The organism is Roseobacter sp. HKCCA0434, from assembly GCF_032464675.1.
Lineage (GTDB): Bacteria > Pseudomonadota > Alphaproteobacteria > Rhodobacterales > Rhodobacteraceae > Pontivivens.
Map to the genome: position 1 here is coordinate 66,324 of NZ_JAWDKL010000008.1, position 14,662 is coordinate 80,985.

The 14,662-nt window shown below is 69.7% G+C and carries 17 protein-coding genes; 7 read left to right on the forward strand and 10 right to left on the reverse strand.

Annotated features, from left to right (window positions below; translation table 11 throughout):
• Positions 1-17 precede the first annotated feature (17 nt).
• Together RX333_RS07070 and RX333_RS07075 are read right to left on the reverse strand one after the other, a co-directional pair.
• Positions 18-2,534: an ABC transporter permease gene (locus tag RX333_RS07070; RefSeq protein WP_316014224.1), complete on the reverse strand. Its 2,517-nt coding sequence runs from the start codon at positions 2,532-2,534 to the stop codon at positions 18-20.
• Positions 2,531-3,220 (reverse strand): ABC transporter ATP-binding protein, encoded by a 690-nt coding sequence (locus RX333_RS07075; protein WP_316014225.1) that lies wholly within the window; start codon positions 3,218-3,220, stop codon positions 2,531-2,533. The genes RX333_RS07070 and RX333_RS07075 overlap by 4 nt, the downstream gene beginning before the upstream one ends.
• A 76-nt stretch (positions 3,221-3,296) precedes the next feature.
• Here RX333_RS07075 and RX333_RS07080 point away from each other — a divergent pair, with 76 nt between their 5' ends.
• Positions 3,297-3,899: an arylesterase gene (locus tag RX333_RS07080; RefSeq protein WP_316014226.1), complete on the forward strand. Its 603-nt coding sequence runs from the start codon at positions 3,297-3,299 to the stop codon at positions 3,897-3,899.
• A complete protein-coding gene (thpR, locus tag RX333_RS07085; protein WP_316014227.1) occupies positions 3,899-4,426 on the forward strand; it encodes an RNA 2',3'-cyclic phosphodiesterase in 528 nt (175 codons plus the stop codon). The genes RX333_RS07080 and thpR overlap by 1 nt, the downstream gene beginning before the upstream one ends.
• A gap of 22 nt (positions 4,427-4,448) precedes the next feature.
• Here the strand turns inward: thpR and RX333_RS07090 are convergent, their stop codons facing one another.
• Positions 4,449-4,637, reverse strand: coding sequence for a DUF1127 domain-containing protein (locus RX333_RS07090; protein WP_316014228.1), 189 nt, complete (start codon positions 4,635-4,637; stop codon positions 4,449-4,451).
• A 124-nt stretch (positions 4,638-4,761) separates the two neighbouring features.
• Here RX333_RS07090 and RX333_RS07095 point away from each other — a divergent pair, with 124 nt between their 5' ends.
• Entirely contained in the window at positions 4,762-5,637 is an 876-nt protein-coding gene (locus RX333_RS07095; RefSeq protein WP_316014229.1) for a LysR family transcriptional regulator, read from the forward strand.
• 121 nt (positions 5,638-5,758) lie between these two features.
• On the opposite strand, the gene RX333_RS07100 is transcribed toward RX333_RS07095, so the two are convergent.
• A complete protein-coding gene (locus RX333_RS07100) occupies positions 5,759-6,889 on the reverse strand; it encodes a hypothetical protein (RefSeq protein ID WP_316014230.1) in 1,131 nt (376 codons plus the stop codon).
• Between the two features lie 86 nt (positions 6,890-6,975).
• Positions 6,976-7,935 (reverse strand): NADPH:quinone oxidoreductase family protein, encoded by a 960-nt coding sequence (locus RX333_RS07105; protein ID WP_316014231.1) that lies wholly within the window; start codon positions 7,933-7,935, stop codon positions 6,976-6,978.
• A gap of 50 nt (positions 7,936-7,985) precedes the next feature.
• On the opposite strand from RX333_RS07105, the gene RX333_RS07110 reads away from it, so the two are divergent.
• On the forward strand, positions 7,986-9,011 hold the full coding sequence (locus RX333_RS07110) for a DUF2332 domain-containing protein (RefSeq protein ID WP_316014232.1): 1,026 nt from the start codon (positions 7,986-7,988) through the stop codon (positions 9,009-9,011).
• Here RX333_RS07110 and RX333_RS07115 read toward each other — a convergent pair.
• Positions 9,008-9,589: a TIGR04282 family arsenosugar biosynthesis glycosyltransferase gene (locus RX333_RS07115; RefSeq protein ID WP_316014233.1), complete on the reverse strand. Its 582-nt coding sequence runs from the start codon at positions 9,587-9,589 to the stop codon at positions 9,008-9,010. The genes RX333_RS07110 and RX333_RS07115 overlap by 4 nt on opposite strands.
• Entirely contained in the window at positions 9,586-10,269 is a 684-nt protein-coding gene (locus RX333_RS07120; RefSeq protein ID WP_316014234.1) for a TIGR04283 family arsenosugar biosynthesis glycosyltransferase, read from the reverse strand. Before RX333_RS07120 ends, RX333_RS07115 begins: the two co-directional genes overlap by 4 nt.
• A 75-nt stretch (positions 10,270-10,344) precedes the next feature.
• Here RX333_RS07120 and RX333_RS07125 point away from each other — a divergent pair, with 75 nt between their 5' ends.
• Positions 10,345-11,076, forward strand: coding sequence for a folate-binding protein (locus RX333_RS07125; protein ID WP_316014274.1), 732 nt, complete (start codon positions 10,345-10,347; stop codon positions 11,074-11,076).
• On the opposite strand, the gene RX333_RS07130 is transcribed toward RX333_RS07125, so the two are convergent.
• The 3 genes from RX333_RS07130 to RX333_RS07140 all read right to left on the reverse strand — a co-directional run bounded on the left by RX333_RS07130 (position 11,073) and on the right by RX333_RS07140 (position 12,734).
• Complete coding sequence (locus tag RX333_RS07130; RefSeq protein WP_316014235.1) at positions 11,073-11,675, reverse strand: type VI secretion system-associated protein TagO; 603 nt, start codon at positions 11,673-11,675, stop codon at positions 11,073-11,075. The two genes, RX333_RS07125 and RX333_RS07130, sit on opposite strands and share 4 nt — an antisense overlap.
• Positions 11,672-12,463 carry an inositol monophosphatase family protein gene (locus RX333_RS07135; protein ID WP_316014236.1) on the reverse strand — a complete coding sequence of 264 codons (792 nt, stop codon included), beginning with the start codon at positions 12,461-12,463 and terminating at the stop codon, positions 11,672-11,674. Before RX333_RS07135 ends, RX333_RS07130 begins: the two co-directional genes overlap by 4 nt.
• A gap of 100 nt (positions 12,464-12,563) precedes the next feature.
• A complete protein-coding gene (locus tag RX333_RS07140; protein ID WP_316014237.1) occupies positions 12,564-12,734 on the reverse strand; it encodes a hypothetical protein in 171 nt (56 codons plus the stop codon).
• A gap of 240 nt (positions 12,735-12,974) precedes the next feature.
• Between RX333_RS07140 and RX333_RS07145 the strand changes: the two genes are divergently transcribed.
• Positions 12,975-13,385 (forward strand): response regulator, encoded by a 411-nt coding sequence (locus tag RX333_RS07145; RefSeq protein ID WP_316014238.1) that lies wholly within the window; start codon positions 12,975-12,977, stop codon positions 13,383-13,385.
• Positions 13,378-14,463 (forward strand): sensor histidine kinase, encoded by a 1,086-nt coding sequence (locus RX333_RS07150; protein ID WP_316014239.1) that lies wholly within the window; start codon positions 13,378-13,380, stop codon positions 14,461-14,463. The genes RX333_RS07145 and RX333_RS07150 overlap by 8 nt, the downstream gene beginning before the upstream one ends.
• The last annotated feature ends 199 nt before the right edge of the window (positions 14,464-14,662 follow it).

Below are 14,662 nucleotides of genomic sequence, written 5' to 3' on the forward strand. Positions count from 1 at the left end.
GAGCGGCGCATACCCTCTCAATCGCGCGAGCGCAGAACCCTCGCCGGTCGTGCGGCGAGCGGAGGCCAGGCGAATGCAAGCCCTGCCAGCAGGCTCGCCACCGCACCCCCGATGACGATGGCCAACGCCGAGACCGGCTCGAACGCGTAATCCGCCTCCATGACGAAGACCATGACGGCCCAGCCCGCGAGCGCTCCGCCCAAGATGGCGACCAGCCCGGCAGCGGCCCCGAGGATGCCCGCCCGCAAGGCGAAGCTCGCGAGGATCCGGCTCCGGCGCGCGCCGAGTGTCTTGAGCACCGCGGCCTCGAAGACGCGGCCCCGCGTGCCCGCCGCCGCCGCACCGATCAGCACGACGAATCCCGTCACGAGCGTGGCCGCCGCACCGTAGGATGTCGCCGCCGCAAGTCCGCTAAAGGCCTCGCTGACACGCGCGATGGCGTCGCGCACCCCGATGGCGGTGACGTTCGGGAAGGCGCGCGACAGGGTGCGCAGCAGGTCCGCCTCCGCCGCCTCCTCGGCATAGAGCGTCGCGATATGGGTATGGGGTGCACCCGCCAGCGCGCCCTCGTTCATCAGCATGATGAAGTTGATGCCCATGTTGCCGAACTCGACCACGCGGAAATTCGCGATCTCCGCCTCGATGTCGCGGCCGAGGATGTTGACGGTGATGCGGTCGCCGAGGCTCAGTCCCAGTTCCGCCCCTTCCTCCGCAGCGAAGCTGACGAGCGGGGGACCTGCGTAGTCCTCCGGCCACCAGCCGCCTTCGGTCAGCACCGCATCCTCGGGCTGGACCTGCGCATAGGTCACACCCCGATCGCCGCGCAGGGTCCAATGCTCGCCCGCGACCTCCTCGGCCGGACGCCCGTTGATGCCCGTGATGATGCCGCGCAGCATGGGCGCGGTGTCGATGCGGCCCACGCGCTCCTCCGCCCGCGCGGTTTCGAGGAACTCGGGCAGTTGCGCGTTCTGGATATCGACGAAGAAGTAAGCCGGCGCGATCTCCGGCAGGTCCTGCGCGATGGCGTTGCGCGTGTTGTTCTCGATCTGCCCGACGGCGGCGAGGACGGTCAGCCCCAGGCCGAGCGACAGCACGACTGACGCCGTCTCGCCCCCCGGTCCGCCGATGGCGCCGAGCGCCAGCCGCAGCGCGGGCCGTCCGCGCACGCGCCGGGCCGCGCGCCGCGCCAGCATCCGCACGCCCCAGGCCATCACCGCGAGAATGAGCAGTGCGGCAAGGATGCCGCCCGCCGCCGCCAGTGCCAGCGTCACCGCGCCCGAAAACAGCACGGCCAGCGCTACCAGCGCGACGAGCAACCCGACGATGACGCCGAGATAGACCGGCCGCGGCAGGCCCATTCCGGACCCGCCCATGTCGCGGAACAGCCCCGCCGCGCGCACGTCCCTCGCGCGGGCCAGCGGCCAGATGACGAAGATCGCCGCCGTCAGCAGGCCATAGAGCGCCGCCTCCACCAGCGGGCCGGGATAGACGGTGAAGACGGCCGGCACCGGCAGCCGCGCCTCGATCACGGGTCCGAGCAGAAGTGGAACCAGCGCGCCAAGAACCAGCCCCAGCGCCACGCCCGCCAGCGCCAGCACGCCGATCTGCATGAAATAGGTCGCGAAGATCACGCGCCCCGTGGCGCCCAGCGTCTTCAACGTCGCGATCGTGTCGATCTTGCGGTCCAGGTAGGCGCGCACCGCCGCACTTACCCCCAGCCCGCCCACGGCGAGGCCCGACAGACCCACGAGCACCAGGAACGCCCCCAGCCGGTCCACGAACCGCGCCACGCCGGGCGCGCCGTTGCGGCTGTCGCGCCAGCGCAGCCCCGCATCGGCGAAGCGATCCTCCGCCGCCGCCTCCAGCGCATCGAGATCGGCGCTTTCCGGCAGGCGCAGGCGATATTCGGTCTCGTAGAGCGTGCCGGGCGTGATCAGCCCCGACCCCTCCAGCCCCTTCAGCGACACGATGGTCCGCGGCCCGAGGCCGAAGCCCGCACCCGCCGAATCCGGCTCCCGCTCCAAGAGCGCACGCAGCTCGAACTCCTGTGTGCCGAGGGTGAAGCGGTCGCCCACCTCCAGCCCCAGTCGCGCGGCCAGCACCGGCTGCATCACGCCACCCGGCAGACCGGTATCGGCCAGCGCCTCCGCCATGCCCATCGGCGGCTCGAGCACGACCTCGCCATAGAGAGGATAGAGCCCGTCCACCCCGCGCACCTGCGTCAGCGTGCGATCGTCGCCCGCCACGGCCATAGAGCGGAAGTCGACCGTCTCGCTGACCGCATCCGCCACGCCGTCGAGCCAGGCACGCTCCTCCTCCGTCGCGAAGCGATAGGTGAACCCCGCCTGCGCGTCACCGCCAAGGATCGCCGCGCCCTCGCGTGCGAGGCCCTCCGCGATGCCCGCCCGGACCGAGCCGACCGCGGCGATGGCCCCGACGCCGAGCGCGAGGCAGATCAGGAAGATGACAAAGCCGCGCAGGCCGCCGCGCAGCTCCCGCCGCGCAATGCGCCAGGCGGTAGAGAGCTGGCTCACTGCGCCGCCTCCGCCAGATCGTCCAGTCGCCCGTCGCGCAGACGCACCTGCCGGTCGCAGCGGGCGGCGAGTTCCGGCGCGTGCGTAACCAGCACCAGCGTTGCCCCGTGCCGGTCGCGAAGGCCGAACAGCATGTCGACGATCGCCTCGCCCGTCGGCCCGTCGAGATTGCCCGTCGGCTCGTCCGCCAGCAGGATCTCGGGCCGCGGGGCGGCGGCACGGGCCAGCGCCACACGCTGCTGCTCGCCCCCCGACATCTGCGACGGGTAATGATCGAGCCGGTGGCCGAGGCCCACGGCCTCAAGCTCCGCCGCCGCGCGGTCGAAGGCGTCGCGCGCGCCCGCCAGTTCCAGCGGGGTGGCGACATTCTCCAGCGCGGTCATCGTGGGGATCAGGTGGAACGACTGGAACACCACCCCCATATGGGAGAGGCGGAAGCGCGCGAGCGCATCCTCCCCCAGCGCGGTCAGATCGTGACCCAGCGCCGTGACAGTCCCGCAGGTGGCGCGCTCCAGCCCGCCCATCAGCATGAGGAGAGACGATTTGCCAGAGCCACTCGGCCCCGTCAGCCCCACCGTTTCCCCCCGAGCGACGTCGAGGTCGATGCCGTGCAGGATGTCGACGCGGCCCGCATTGCCGTCGAGCGTCAGCCGCGCATCGCGCAAGGTCAGAACGGGGTCGGTCATCGGCAGGCTCCTCTCGGGCGTCGTCTCTCGATATGGGCGGGCGTGGCGCATCCGCAACGGCGCGCTCGCGCTTTTCGTGACCCTCGGGACCGTTACGGCTGCACAGGCGGAGCAGATCACCATCGCGGCACTGGGCGATTCGCTGACGCAGGGCTACGGCTTGCCGGTGGACGAGGGGCTGGTGCCGCAGCTTCAGGCCTGGCTGGTGGCCGAGGGCGAGGATGTCGAGGTTCTCAACGCCGGCGTCTCGGGCGACACGACCGCTGGAGGGCTGTCGCGGATCGACTGGACGCTGACGCCCGAGGTGGACGCGCTGATCGTCGCACTCGGCGGCAACGACCTGCTGCGCGGGATCGATCCGGAGGTCAGCCGCGCCAATCTCGACGGCATTCTTCAAGCGGCGGGCGACCTGCCGGTACTGCTGGTGGGGATGGAGGCGCCGGGCAATTACGGGCCGGACTACAAGGCCGCCTTCGACGCCATGTATCCCGAACTGGCCGCGGAATACGACGCGCTGCTCGCCGACAGCTTCTTCGAGGGGCTGGAGGCGGAGGCGCTCGACGATGCAGCCTCGCTGATGCAGCCCGACGGCATCCACCCGAATGCGGAGGGCGTGGCGCGCATCGTCGCGGTGCTCGGCCCGCAGGTGCAGGAGCTGATCGACCGCGCGGAGGAGTGATGCGCCTCTTCGTGGCACTGCCGCTGGGCGAGGTCGCGGAGGATGCGCTCGCCCGGATCTGCGAGGACATGCCGGTCGCGGGCGTGGACGAGGAGACGTGGCACATCACGCTGCATTTCGCGGGAGAGTGGCCCGAGCGGATGGCCGAGGACTTCGCCGACGAGCTCGCCCGCATCCATGTCGACCCGTTCGCGTGGTGGATCGAGGGGGTGGACCTGTTCGGAGGCGAACGGCCGCGCCTGCTCCATGCGAAGGTCGGGCCGCCGGCGCCTTTGGCGGATCTGTCGCGAAAGGTGCGTAGCGCCGCCCGTGCGGCGGGGCTGGAGGTCTCCCATCGCCGCTTCGTGCCGCATGTGACGTTGGCGCGGCTGAAGGGGCAGCCGCCCGATGCACGGCTATCGGGTTGGATCGCCCGGAACCTGACGACGAAGGCCGGACCCTTCGCGGCGGAGGGGTTCGGCCTCTATCTGTCGGAACTGCGGCCGGAGGGGGCCCGGCATACCGAAATTATGTGGCAGCCCTTCTGACCATTTCCCCGCGGGGAAGGGGTCACGCCCAGAACGGCTTGGCGCATTCGCGCGCGACCTCGGCGCGGGTCAGGCCCAGATCGGCCAGCCGGTCCGCGTCGAGCTCGGCCAGCCGACGGCGCGAGCGGGCGCAGGCGCTCCAGCCCATCAGGCGGGCCATCAGGGACGGGCCGCGGCGGGCGGCGCGGGGCAGGGTGGCGGTCATGTACATGGCGTGCTCCATCTTTACTCGTAATGATCTGTCGTGCTTCGATCGCTGATGGTGATTGATCTAGGCTCGCGCCTCGCGTAACACAAACGAATGAATGTGAACTGATCCATCACGGGAGGCGATGATGCCCCGCAATCTCGACATGACCGCCCTGCGCAGCTTCGTCACCGTGGCCGAGTGTGGTGGCGTCACCCGCGCGGCGGGCCAGCTCCACCTCACGCAAAGCGCCGTCTCCATGCAGATCAAGCGGCTGGAGGAGGCGCTGGGCCAACCCTTGCTCGACCGTTCGGGACGTGGCGTCGCGCTGACCGCGCAGGGCGAGCAGCTGCTGGGCTATGGCCGTCGCATCCTGCGGCTGAACGACGAGGTGTGGAGCCGAATGACCGATCATGCCTACGAGGGCGAGATCGTGTTCGGCGTGCCGCATGACATCGTCTACCCGCATGTGCCGTTGATCCTGCAACGCTTCGCCGTCGACTATCCTCGGGTGAAGGTGCAGCTCATCTCCTCCTACACGCGCGGGCTGAAGGCGCAGATGGCACGGGGCGAGGTCGACCTGATCCTGACCACCGAGTCGGAGGTGGATGCCGGTGGTGAAACGCTGGCGACCCACGGGCTCGACTGGGTGGGTGCGCCGGGCGGGCAGGCGTGGAAGCAGCGGCCTTTGCGGCTGGCCTTCGAATATGCCTGCATCTTCCGTGCGGGCGTACAGGCGGCGCTCGATCGGCAGGACATCCCCTGGGAGATGGCGGTGGAAAGCGATTCGACCCGGACGGTGGAGGCGAGCGTGAGCGCGGACCTCGCCGTGCACGCGGTCGTGGCCGGGTCCACGCCGCCCTATATGGAAACGGTCCGGCATGGCGGGATGCTGCCGCAACTGCCGAAGATCAACATCAACATGTATGTGGCGAAAGGCGCCAACGCGGTGCTGGCCGGGCATCTGGCGCGCGCGGTGCGCGGGGCTTACGGCGCGACGCAAGGAGCCGTGGCCGCCGAGTGAACGAACGCCCGGCACCGCGCGATGGCGGGCCGGGCGAGCGTATTTGCAGGAAGCTGAAGGGGGCGACCACCGCTCGGTGAGCGGGACTGCGCGACGGGTCTACCCCGCCGCGCAATGGCCGTCACTCGGTCTGGTTGCCGTTCCCTTCGGGGTCGCGGTCGGCGTCGCCCGCTTCGCTGTCGTCCGACTGACCGGTATCGTCATTGGTTCCGAAACCGCCATTGCCAGGCTGCTCACCGGCGCCGCCGGTGTTCTGATCGTTGCCGGGGTTGCCCGGCTCCGAGCCGTCATCGCCGGAGCCGCCGGTCGAGCCGCCATCGGTCGAGCCGTCATCGCCGGAGCCGCCGGTCGAGCCACCATTGGTTGCGCCGTCACCGCCGGAGCCGCCAGTCGAGCCGCCATTGGTCGCGCCGTCATCGCCGGACCCGCCGGTCGAGCCACCATTGGTCGCGCCGTCATTGCCGGAGCCGCCGGTCGAACCGCCATTGGTCGCGCCGTCACTGCCGGAGCCACCGGTCGAACCACCGCCCGTCGAACCGCTGCTGGAGCCGCCGCCCGTCGAACCGCTGCTGGAGCCGCCGCCCGTAGAACCGCTGGTGGAACCGCCACCGGTCGAACCTTCGTCCGTGGAGCCGGTCGTCGACCCATCGCTCGGCGAGCTGCCGCCGGTCGAGCCGCCACTGGAGGAACCGCCGGTCGAGCCGCCACCCGAGGAGCCGCTGCCGGAATTCGATCCGGCGACGATGGTGTCGTCATCTCCGCCTTGGCCCGCGACTGCGTCGATATCGTTGTTCTTCGCCGTCTCGGATGATTCGATCGGCGTCTCGATGCCGTTATCCGCTCCGACCACGACCGGCTGCTGAGCGACGGGCTGGGTCGTCGTCGCGGTGGAGCCCGCAACGCCGGTGTCGTCCGGTGTCAACGCGACGAGGCTGTCCTCGGTCAACTCGTCCTCGAGCGCGGGATCCACCTCGGCGATCACGATCATGGTCTCGTCCGACAGGCCGGGCGCGAGACCGATCGCGGCCAGGGCCGCGCGGATATTGGCCTCATCGCGGACCGGGCACTGTTCGATCTCGTCGAAGCGCAGCACCTGCTCCCGGTTCTCCGCAGCGCAGCACAGGGCGATGGTCGAGCTCTGCATCGGCTCGCACAGGCGCTGGGCGATCACAACCGGGTCCAGCGGTTGCGCCATCGCTGTGGACGGCATGACAATCAGACCGCTGATCGCGGCAAGATGAAATTTATTCATTAGTATCTCCCTCGGAATGTCGACACAGCAACGCTGCCTCCTCGGGGTAAGTTTCAAGATATTGATCTTATTAATTAAATACAATTCTAGATTGTAACGACCACCTTGCCGGTCGCCTTGCGGCTGGTCAGCAGGTCGAGCGCCTCGGCCGCACGGTCCAGAGGCACCTCGTGACTGACATGCGGCTTGAGCTTCCCCTCCATGTACCAGGTGAAGAGCTGCTGGCCGCTGTTCATCAGCACGTCGGGCCGAAACTTCTGGTAGGCGCCCCAGTAGAGGCCGATCACGGTCAGGTTCTTGACCAGCAGGATGTTGGCGGGGATCTGCGGGATCTTGCCGGAGGCGAAGCCGAGGGGGATCAGCCGCGCCTCGGGCTTGCAGGCGCGCAGGGCCTCGTCGAAGAGGTCGCCGCCCACGGGGTCGTAGACCACGTCCGCGCCGCCGAGCGCCTTGACCGCCTCGCGCAGGTTGCCGTCGTCGCTGTCGATCAGGTGGTCGGCCCCGGCGGCGCGGGCGATCTCCAGCTTTTCCTTGCCGCGGGCACAGGCGATGACGGTCGCGCCCATCAGCTTGCCGATCTGGATGGCGGTGAGGCCGACGCCGCCGGCCGCACCCAGGACCAGCAGGGTCTCGCCCTCCTTCAGCTTCGCGCGGTGGTCGAGGGCGACATGGCTGGTGCCGTAGGCGATGGTGAAGGCCGCGACATGCGCGTCCGGCATGCCATCGGGCACGGGGATGCAGGCGCGCGCATCGGCGAGGGCGACTTCGGCGAAGCCACCGTGGCCGGTCAGGGCCGCGACGCGCATTCCGGCCTGTAGGTGCTTCACGCCCTCGCCGACCTCCCGGATGGTGCCGCAGATCTCGCCGCCGGGGGCGAAGGGCAGGTCGGGCTTTTCCTGGTACTTGCCCTGCACGACAAGCGTATCGGCGAAGTTCACGCCGCAGGCGGCGACGTCGATGGCGACCTGACCGGGACCGGGGGTCGGGGCCTCCACTTCGTCGAGTTGCAGCTTCTGGCCGAGTTCGTGGACGCGCATGGCCTTCATGGAATAATCTCCCCTTGGTTTTGCGGAAAGCGTAGGGGAGGCAGGCCGACATGCCCAGCGGGGACGCGACGTCAGCGGCGATCCGCGCGCATTTCGCGCGGCAGGGGGAGGCGTGCGGCAAGCTCGGCTCGTCCTTCACGGCGCGACTCTGCGCGGTGCTGGGCGAGGGCTTGCAGGTGGGTGAGCCGCTGGGCGACGCGGTGCTGGGCTGGGAGGGCGATCCGGGGGCGGATGCGCTGGCGCTGCGGGTCTGCGGGGGATTGCAGGCGTTGAGCTGGGAGGATGCGCGGCTGGAGGCGCTGTGGCCGCCGCAAGAGGTCGGGGATGCCGAGTTCGCCGACGGGCTGATGGGCTGGATCGCGGAGGAAGGCACAAGGGTCGTGCCTTGGCTCGCCTCCGCGCCGCAGACCAACGAGGTGGGGCGGTCGGGCGTGCTTCTGGGGGGCTTGCTGCATCTCGCGGACGGGCGGGACTTCGAGCTGCTGGAGATCGGTGCGTCGGCGGGGCTGAACCTCTACGCCGAGCGATATGGCTACGATCTGGGCGTCGGGCACTGGGGCGGCGGGCCGGTGGCGCTCGCCTGCGACTGGTCGGGGCAGGTGCCTCCGCTGGACCGGGAGGTACGGGTCGCGGCGCGTTCGGGGTGCGATCTGGCTCCGATCGACGTGGCCGTTGGGGCCGAGCGCAGGCGGCTGATGGCCTATATCTGGCCCGACCAGGCGGCGCGGCGCGCGCGGATCGCCGCAGCGGTGGACTTGGTGGCCGAGGCGCGGCCCGAGATCGTGCGGCAGGGGGCGGCGGCGTTTCTTGCGGAGCGGTTGGCCGCACCGGCGCCCGAGGGGCGGCAGCGCGTCGTGATGCACTCGATCATGTGGCAGTATATGCCGAAGGCGGAGCAGGCGCGGACGGAAGCTGTCATCCGCGAGGCCGGTGCGGACGGGCGGCTCGATGCCTGGCTGCGGATGGAGGCGGATGCGGAGCCGGGGTCGGCCTCGGTCATGCTGACGCGCTTCCCAGGCGGATCGGAGGAGCTTGGCCGCGCCGACTTCCACGGGCGCTGGGCGCGCTGGAGCTAGACGCGGTCGAGGTCGGCCACGGTGTCCACGTCGCGTAGGGTGTCGACCAGGGCGATGGAATGGTCGGGCAGGGTGGCGCGGCTATCGGCGAGGGCGTGCTCGCTCGACCACCGGACGCCCGCGAAGAGGGCAGGCGGCACGGCACGGCGGCGGGCGAGTCCGATCAGCCAATAGCCGCCATCGGGGGCGGGGCCGAACACGGCGTCATGGCTCCCGAGCGAACGGAACGCGCGGGCGATATGGGTGGGCGTGATGCCGGGAATGTCCGCGCCGATGATCGCGACGGGACCGGGCGGGGCGGACCGAAGCGCGCGGGCCATGCGGTCGCCGAGGTTCCCCGGCCCCTGGGGCTGGCGGGGCACATGGGCAGGCCAGCAGCGGCTCTCCATGCCCTCGCGGTCGGGGGCGACGGCCAGCACTGTGTTCCAGCGCGGGTCGCGCGACAGGCGGCGGATCAGGCGGCGGGTCTGGTGCCGGAACCACCATGCGGCGGCGGTCGGGCCGATGTCGCGCCCGAGGCGGGTCTTGACCCGGCCCGGACGCGGTTCCTTGACGAAGAGGATCAGGGTCGGGGTCATCGGCTCCTCGCGTAGCGATCCGCCAGTTTTTCGGGCGCGACCCCGGCGAAGTACAGGCACAGTGTCGTGAGGTTGCGCGCGCCGCGCCGCAGCCAGCCGTCGCGGCGGTAGCGCGCGGCGGAGGTCGTGGCGGTTGCGGGCAGGGCGCGCAGGGACAGGCGGCGGACCAGTGCCACATCCTCCATCAGCGGGATGGCGGCGTAACCGCCCGCCGCACGGTAGGCGGTGCGGGAGACGAGCAGACCCTGATCGCCATAGGGCAGGCCGAACAGGCGCGCGCGCAGGTTGGCCCAGCCCGCGACGAGGCGGGCGGGCAGGGACGGATCGTCGAAGCGCAGCGCGAAATAACCGGCGCTGTCGGCATGGCCTTGCAGATGTGTGCGGACCGCATCGCACCACTCGGGCGACAGCACCGTGTCGGCATGAAGCACCATGAGCCAGTCGCCGCGCGCCGCGGCGCACCCCGCGGCGAGTTGCTGGCCGCGGCCCTTCGGGGCCTCGATCAGGGTCGCGCCTGCCTCCGCCGCGATCGCCTCGATTCCGTCGGTTGAGCCGCCATCGGCGAGGATCAGTTCCGCCACCAGCCCCTCGAACAGGCCGGGCGTCAGGCTCGCCAGCGTCGGGCCGATGGACTCGGCGGCGTTCAGCGTGGGGATGACGATGGAGATCGGCGCGGGCATGGGCCCTTGGCTACAGGTGGCGGTCGCCCGCGTCGATGGCTAAGTAGGGGCGGAAGGAGAGCGATCATGGATGCACTGGCCGACCGGCAGATCCTGAAGGTGAGCGGCGCGGAGGCGCGCGACTTCCTGCAGGGGTTGATTTCCAACGATGTGAAACGGGCGGATGAAGGGCTCGCCTATGCCGCGCTCTTGACGCCGCAGGGCAAGTACCTCGCCGATTTCTTCCTGTGGCGGGAAGGCGAGGACTACTTCCTCGACGTGGCCAACGGGCTGGCGGCGGGGCTGTTGCAGCGGCTGAAGATGTACAAGCTACGGGCGAAGGTCGAGATCGCGCCGGTTGAGATGACGGTCGCGGCGCTCGCCGACGCCGTGGAGGGCGCGATGCCCGATCCGCGTTGGGACGGGATGGGCTGGCGGCATTACGGCGCGACCGGTGGCATGGACCGCGCGGACTACGACAGGCGGCGCGTGGCGGGCGTGGTGCCCGAGACCGGCATCGAGCTGATCCCGAACGAGACCTACCTGGTGGAGGCCGGGTTCGAGCGGCTGTCGGGCGTCGATTTCCGCAAGGGCTGCTATGTCGGGCAGGAGGTCACGGCGCGGATGAAGCACAAGACCGAGCTGCGCAAGGGGCTGGTCGGCGTGGAGGTCGAGGGTGCCGCGCCGGTGGGCACCGAGATCATGGCCGGGGAGAAACCTGCCGGAACGCTCTATACGCAGGCCGGGGGGCGGGGGATCGCCTATCTGCGCTTCGACCGCGCGGGCGGCGAGATGATGGCGGGGGAGGCGGTGGTGCGGCGCGGCTAGAGCTGCCAGTTGCACGCCTCGGTCAGCGGGGCGATGGCCGCCTCCAGCCCGCGAAGGTCGAACAGCGCGGTGATGCGCGTGCCGTCATAGGGCGTCACGGCGATGCGCAGCCGCTCCGCCTCGGCCATCTGCCGCAGCAGGCCCCCGGCCCATTCGGGGGTGAAGGTCGCCTCGACATCCGCGGAGACGGGCCAGTCCTGCGTGGCTTCGGCGGCATCGTCGAGGGCGAGGGTCACGCGCTTGGTCGCGGTGGTGCCCTCCGCCCCGTCGGTGCCGAGATAGCTGTGCCAGCGCACGAACATCTGCGTAGTGTTCGCACGGCAGCGGGCGACGAGCTCCACCGGGTCGCCGAATGCGCTGGCCCCCGACAGCGCCGCGAGGCGCAGTGCGATCATCGGCGTGCCGTCCGCATCGGGGCTGGTGTCGAGCCGCCAGGAATTGCCGTCCTGCGCGAGGATGCCGAAGGCGGGCGGGATCGCATCGTAGCAATCGAGCCGGTCGAGGCGGCCCTGCAGCCCCGCACAGGCGGAGACGGCGCTTTCGAGGTCCTGCGCGAGCGCCGCGCAGGGCAGGAGGGCGATGAGGCCCGCGCGGATCATGCGCCTCGGATGACCTTGGCGAAGCGGTCGAAGACCGGCTCGTTCGCCGCGATCAGGGAGCCGGAGTCGAGGATCGACCGGTCGGTGTCGATGCTGGCGGTCAGGCCGCCTGCTTCCTTGACCAAGATCAGGCCCGCGGCGAAATCCCACGGCTGCAGGCGACGCTCCCAGAACCCGTCATAGCGACCGGCGGCCACGTAGGCGAGGTCGAGCGAGGCGGCGCCCCAACGACGCACGCCCGCGCAGTGGGGCATCAGGCGGCCCAGGTCGCGCAGCGTCTCGGGCAGATCGCCCTTGTTGGCGAAGGGGATGCCGGTGGCGAAGATCATCTCGATCATGTCGCGCCGCGCCGACACGCGCAGGCGGCGGTCGTTGAGCCAGCAGCCATTGCCCTTCTCGGCCACGAACATCTCGTCCTTGGCCGGGTCGTAGACGACGCCCGCGACGATCTCTCCCTTGTGCTCGAGCGCGATGGAGATCGCCCAGTGCGGCAGGCCGTGCAGGAAGTTGGTGGTGCCGTCGAGCGGATCGACGATCCAGCGGCGGGTGGGATCGGTGCCCTTCACCTCGGCCGTCTCCTCGCCCAGGTAGCCGTAGTTGGGGCGCCCTTCGAGCAGTTCGGTGCGGATGATCTCCTCGGCCTTCATGTCGGCGCGGCTGACGAAATCGCCCGCGCCCTTCATCGAGACCTGCAGGTTCTCGACCTCGCCGAAATCGCGCACGAGGCCACGCGCCGCCTTGCGGGCGGCCTTGATCATCAGGTTCACGTTTGCGGAAGCGACGGACATCGGGGGCACCCCTGGCTCATACGGACGGTCAGGGCGCGGAGGTAGCCCGCCGCGCCTCCGAGCGCAAGGGTGCGCGCAAGGGTCGGGGTGCGCGCGCCGTTCAGTTCGAGCCCTGGATGAGCGTCGGCAGGACCAGGCGGACGACCACGGGTCCCTCGTGTGGCGGGGCGACGAAGGCGGCGGCGGTGGCAGCCAGCATCAGCAGCGCCGCGGCAACGACGACCATGATCTTCTCGTAGGGGCGCAGGGCCGGGTCTCTATGCTGTTTCATGTTCGAGCCACGGCGGGGCCGGGCGGGGAGTTTCATGCGTGTTCTTCTTTTTGCCGACAAGGCGCGGCGAAGACCCTCTTCCCCGGCTGGTGCTGCGGTCGCGCGGAAGCTTCCGGATGTCCCGTAAGCATGCGTTAAAAAAGGTTAATATCGCTCAGTCCTATGGACGTGCACATGGCGGGTGCTAGGTACGCAGCTTGAGTGCGACTTCCAAAAAAATTACCAGAGGACGAGGGCGGAATGGATGGCAGGCTGACAGGGTGCGATATCCTGATTGTCGAGGACGAGTTCTTCATCCTTCTCGACCTGACCATGATGTTCGAGAAACTGGGGGCGTCGGTCACTGGTGTGGCGAGCCTCGCCGAAGCGATGGAGATCGCCGGGGGCGATCAGGCGTTCAGTGCCGCGGTGCTGGACGTGCGGCTGCCCGATGGCGAGGTCTTTCCGGCGGCGGAGGCGCTGACCAAGCGTGGCATCCCGGTGATCTTCCATTCGGGCCATGCCAACACGAGCGAGATCGAAACTCGTTTCCCCGAGGCGCTTGCCTTGTCGAAACCGGCGCCCGAGACCCTGCTGGTCGACGCGGTGACGCAACGGATGCTGGGCGTCGACGGGGCGCAGGCGCGGGCCGTGGGAACCGCGGGTGTCTAAGGTCGACGAGCCGGGGGGTAAAGACCGGTCCGACCGGCTGTCGCATTACGACGACTCGCAGGCCGCGATCCGGGCCATGCTGGCGCTGGACGCGGGCGGGCTGGGCTGCTGGGAGTGGGACATCGCCGCGAACGAGACGACGGGCGACCCGTTCCTGGCCGATCTGTTTGACCTCGACTACGACGCGCAGCCCTGGCCTTCGGACAAGGTGTTCGAGGCGATCCATCCCGATGACCTGCCGAGCGTGCAGGCGGCGTTGGAGCAGGCGATGCAGGGCGATGGCGAGTTCGCGATGGAGTTCCGCGAAGTGAGGCGCGATCCCGACACCGGCGCCGATGTCATACGTTGGCTGGGTGGGCGCGGACGCGTCACCTCCCGGTCCGAGGATGGTGAGCCGCTGCGCATGATCGGCGTGACCCGCGACGTCACGGTCGAGAAGACGGCCGAAGCGCAGCTGACGGCGCTGGCCAGCGAAATGGATCACCGGGTAAAGAACGCCTTCGCGGTGATCCGCGCGTTGATAAACCTGGGCGAGCGTACGAGCGGCGACGGGACGAGCTTCGCCGGGACACTCAAGGCGCAGGTCCAGGCGATGGCGGACGCCCACAAGCTTTCGGCCGATCTGGCGCGATCGAACCGCGACTCCGATCAGCCGATCCCCATGCTGAGCGTGGCGCGCGCCGCGCTTGCGCCTTGGCTAGACCGGCCGGAGCCCGCGCGCGCCGAGATCCTGATCACCGGCAACGAACATGTCGCGGTGACGCCGCGCGACGTCTCGGCGTTGGCCATGCTGCTCTACGAGCTGGCAACAAACGCGGCCCGCCACGGGGCGCTCGGCATGCGGGGCGGTCGGCTGGAGGTCGATACCGAGCGTCGTGGCGAGGATGAGGTCATCCTGATCTGGACCGAGACGGCCGATGACGAGCGGCCTTTGAATGACGGGGGGGAGGGGTTCGGCTCCGCCGTCATGCAGCACTGCATCCGTACGCTGCGCGGCACCGTCCGGCGCGAGATCGGCCCGCGCGGGTTGCGATTCGAACTGATAATGCCGGTCCCGCCTGCGACGATCGACGAGTGAGCTCCGGCCGGGTGCGATTGGCGACTGCTAGTCTCTAGGGGCCTTTTGGGAGTCGATCGCTCGGACCGACGACCCTTGCGGCCGGAATGCCTGCAGGAAGAATTTGCCGACGCGTACGGCGACCCGCCTAGACGGGATTACGTCGCACGTGCCCTTGCTTCACTCAAATCGAGGCAGGTGCGGGCGCGAAGATATCCTG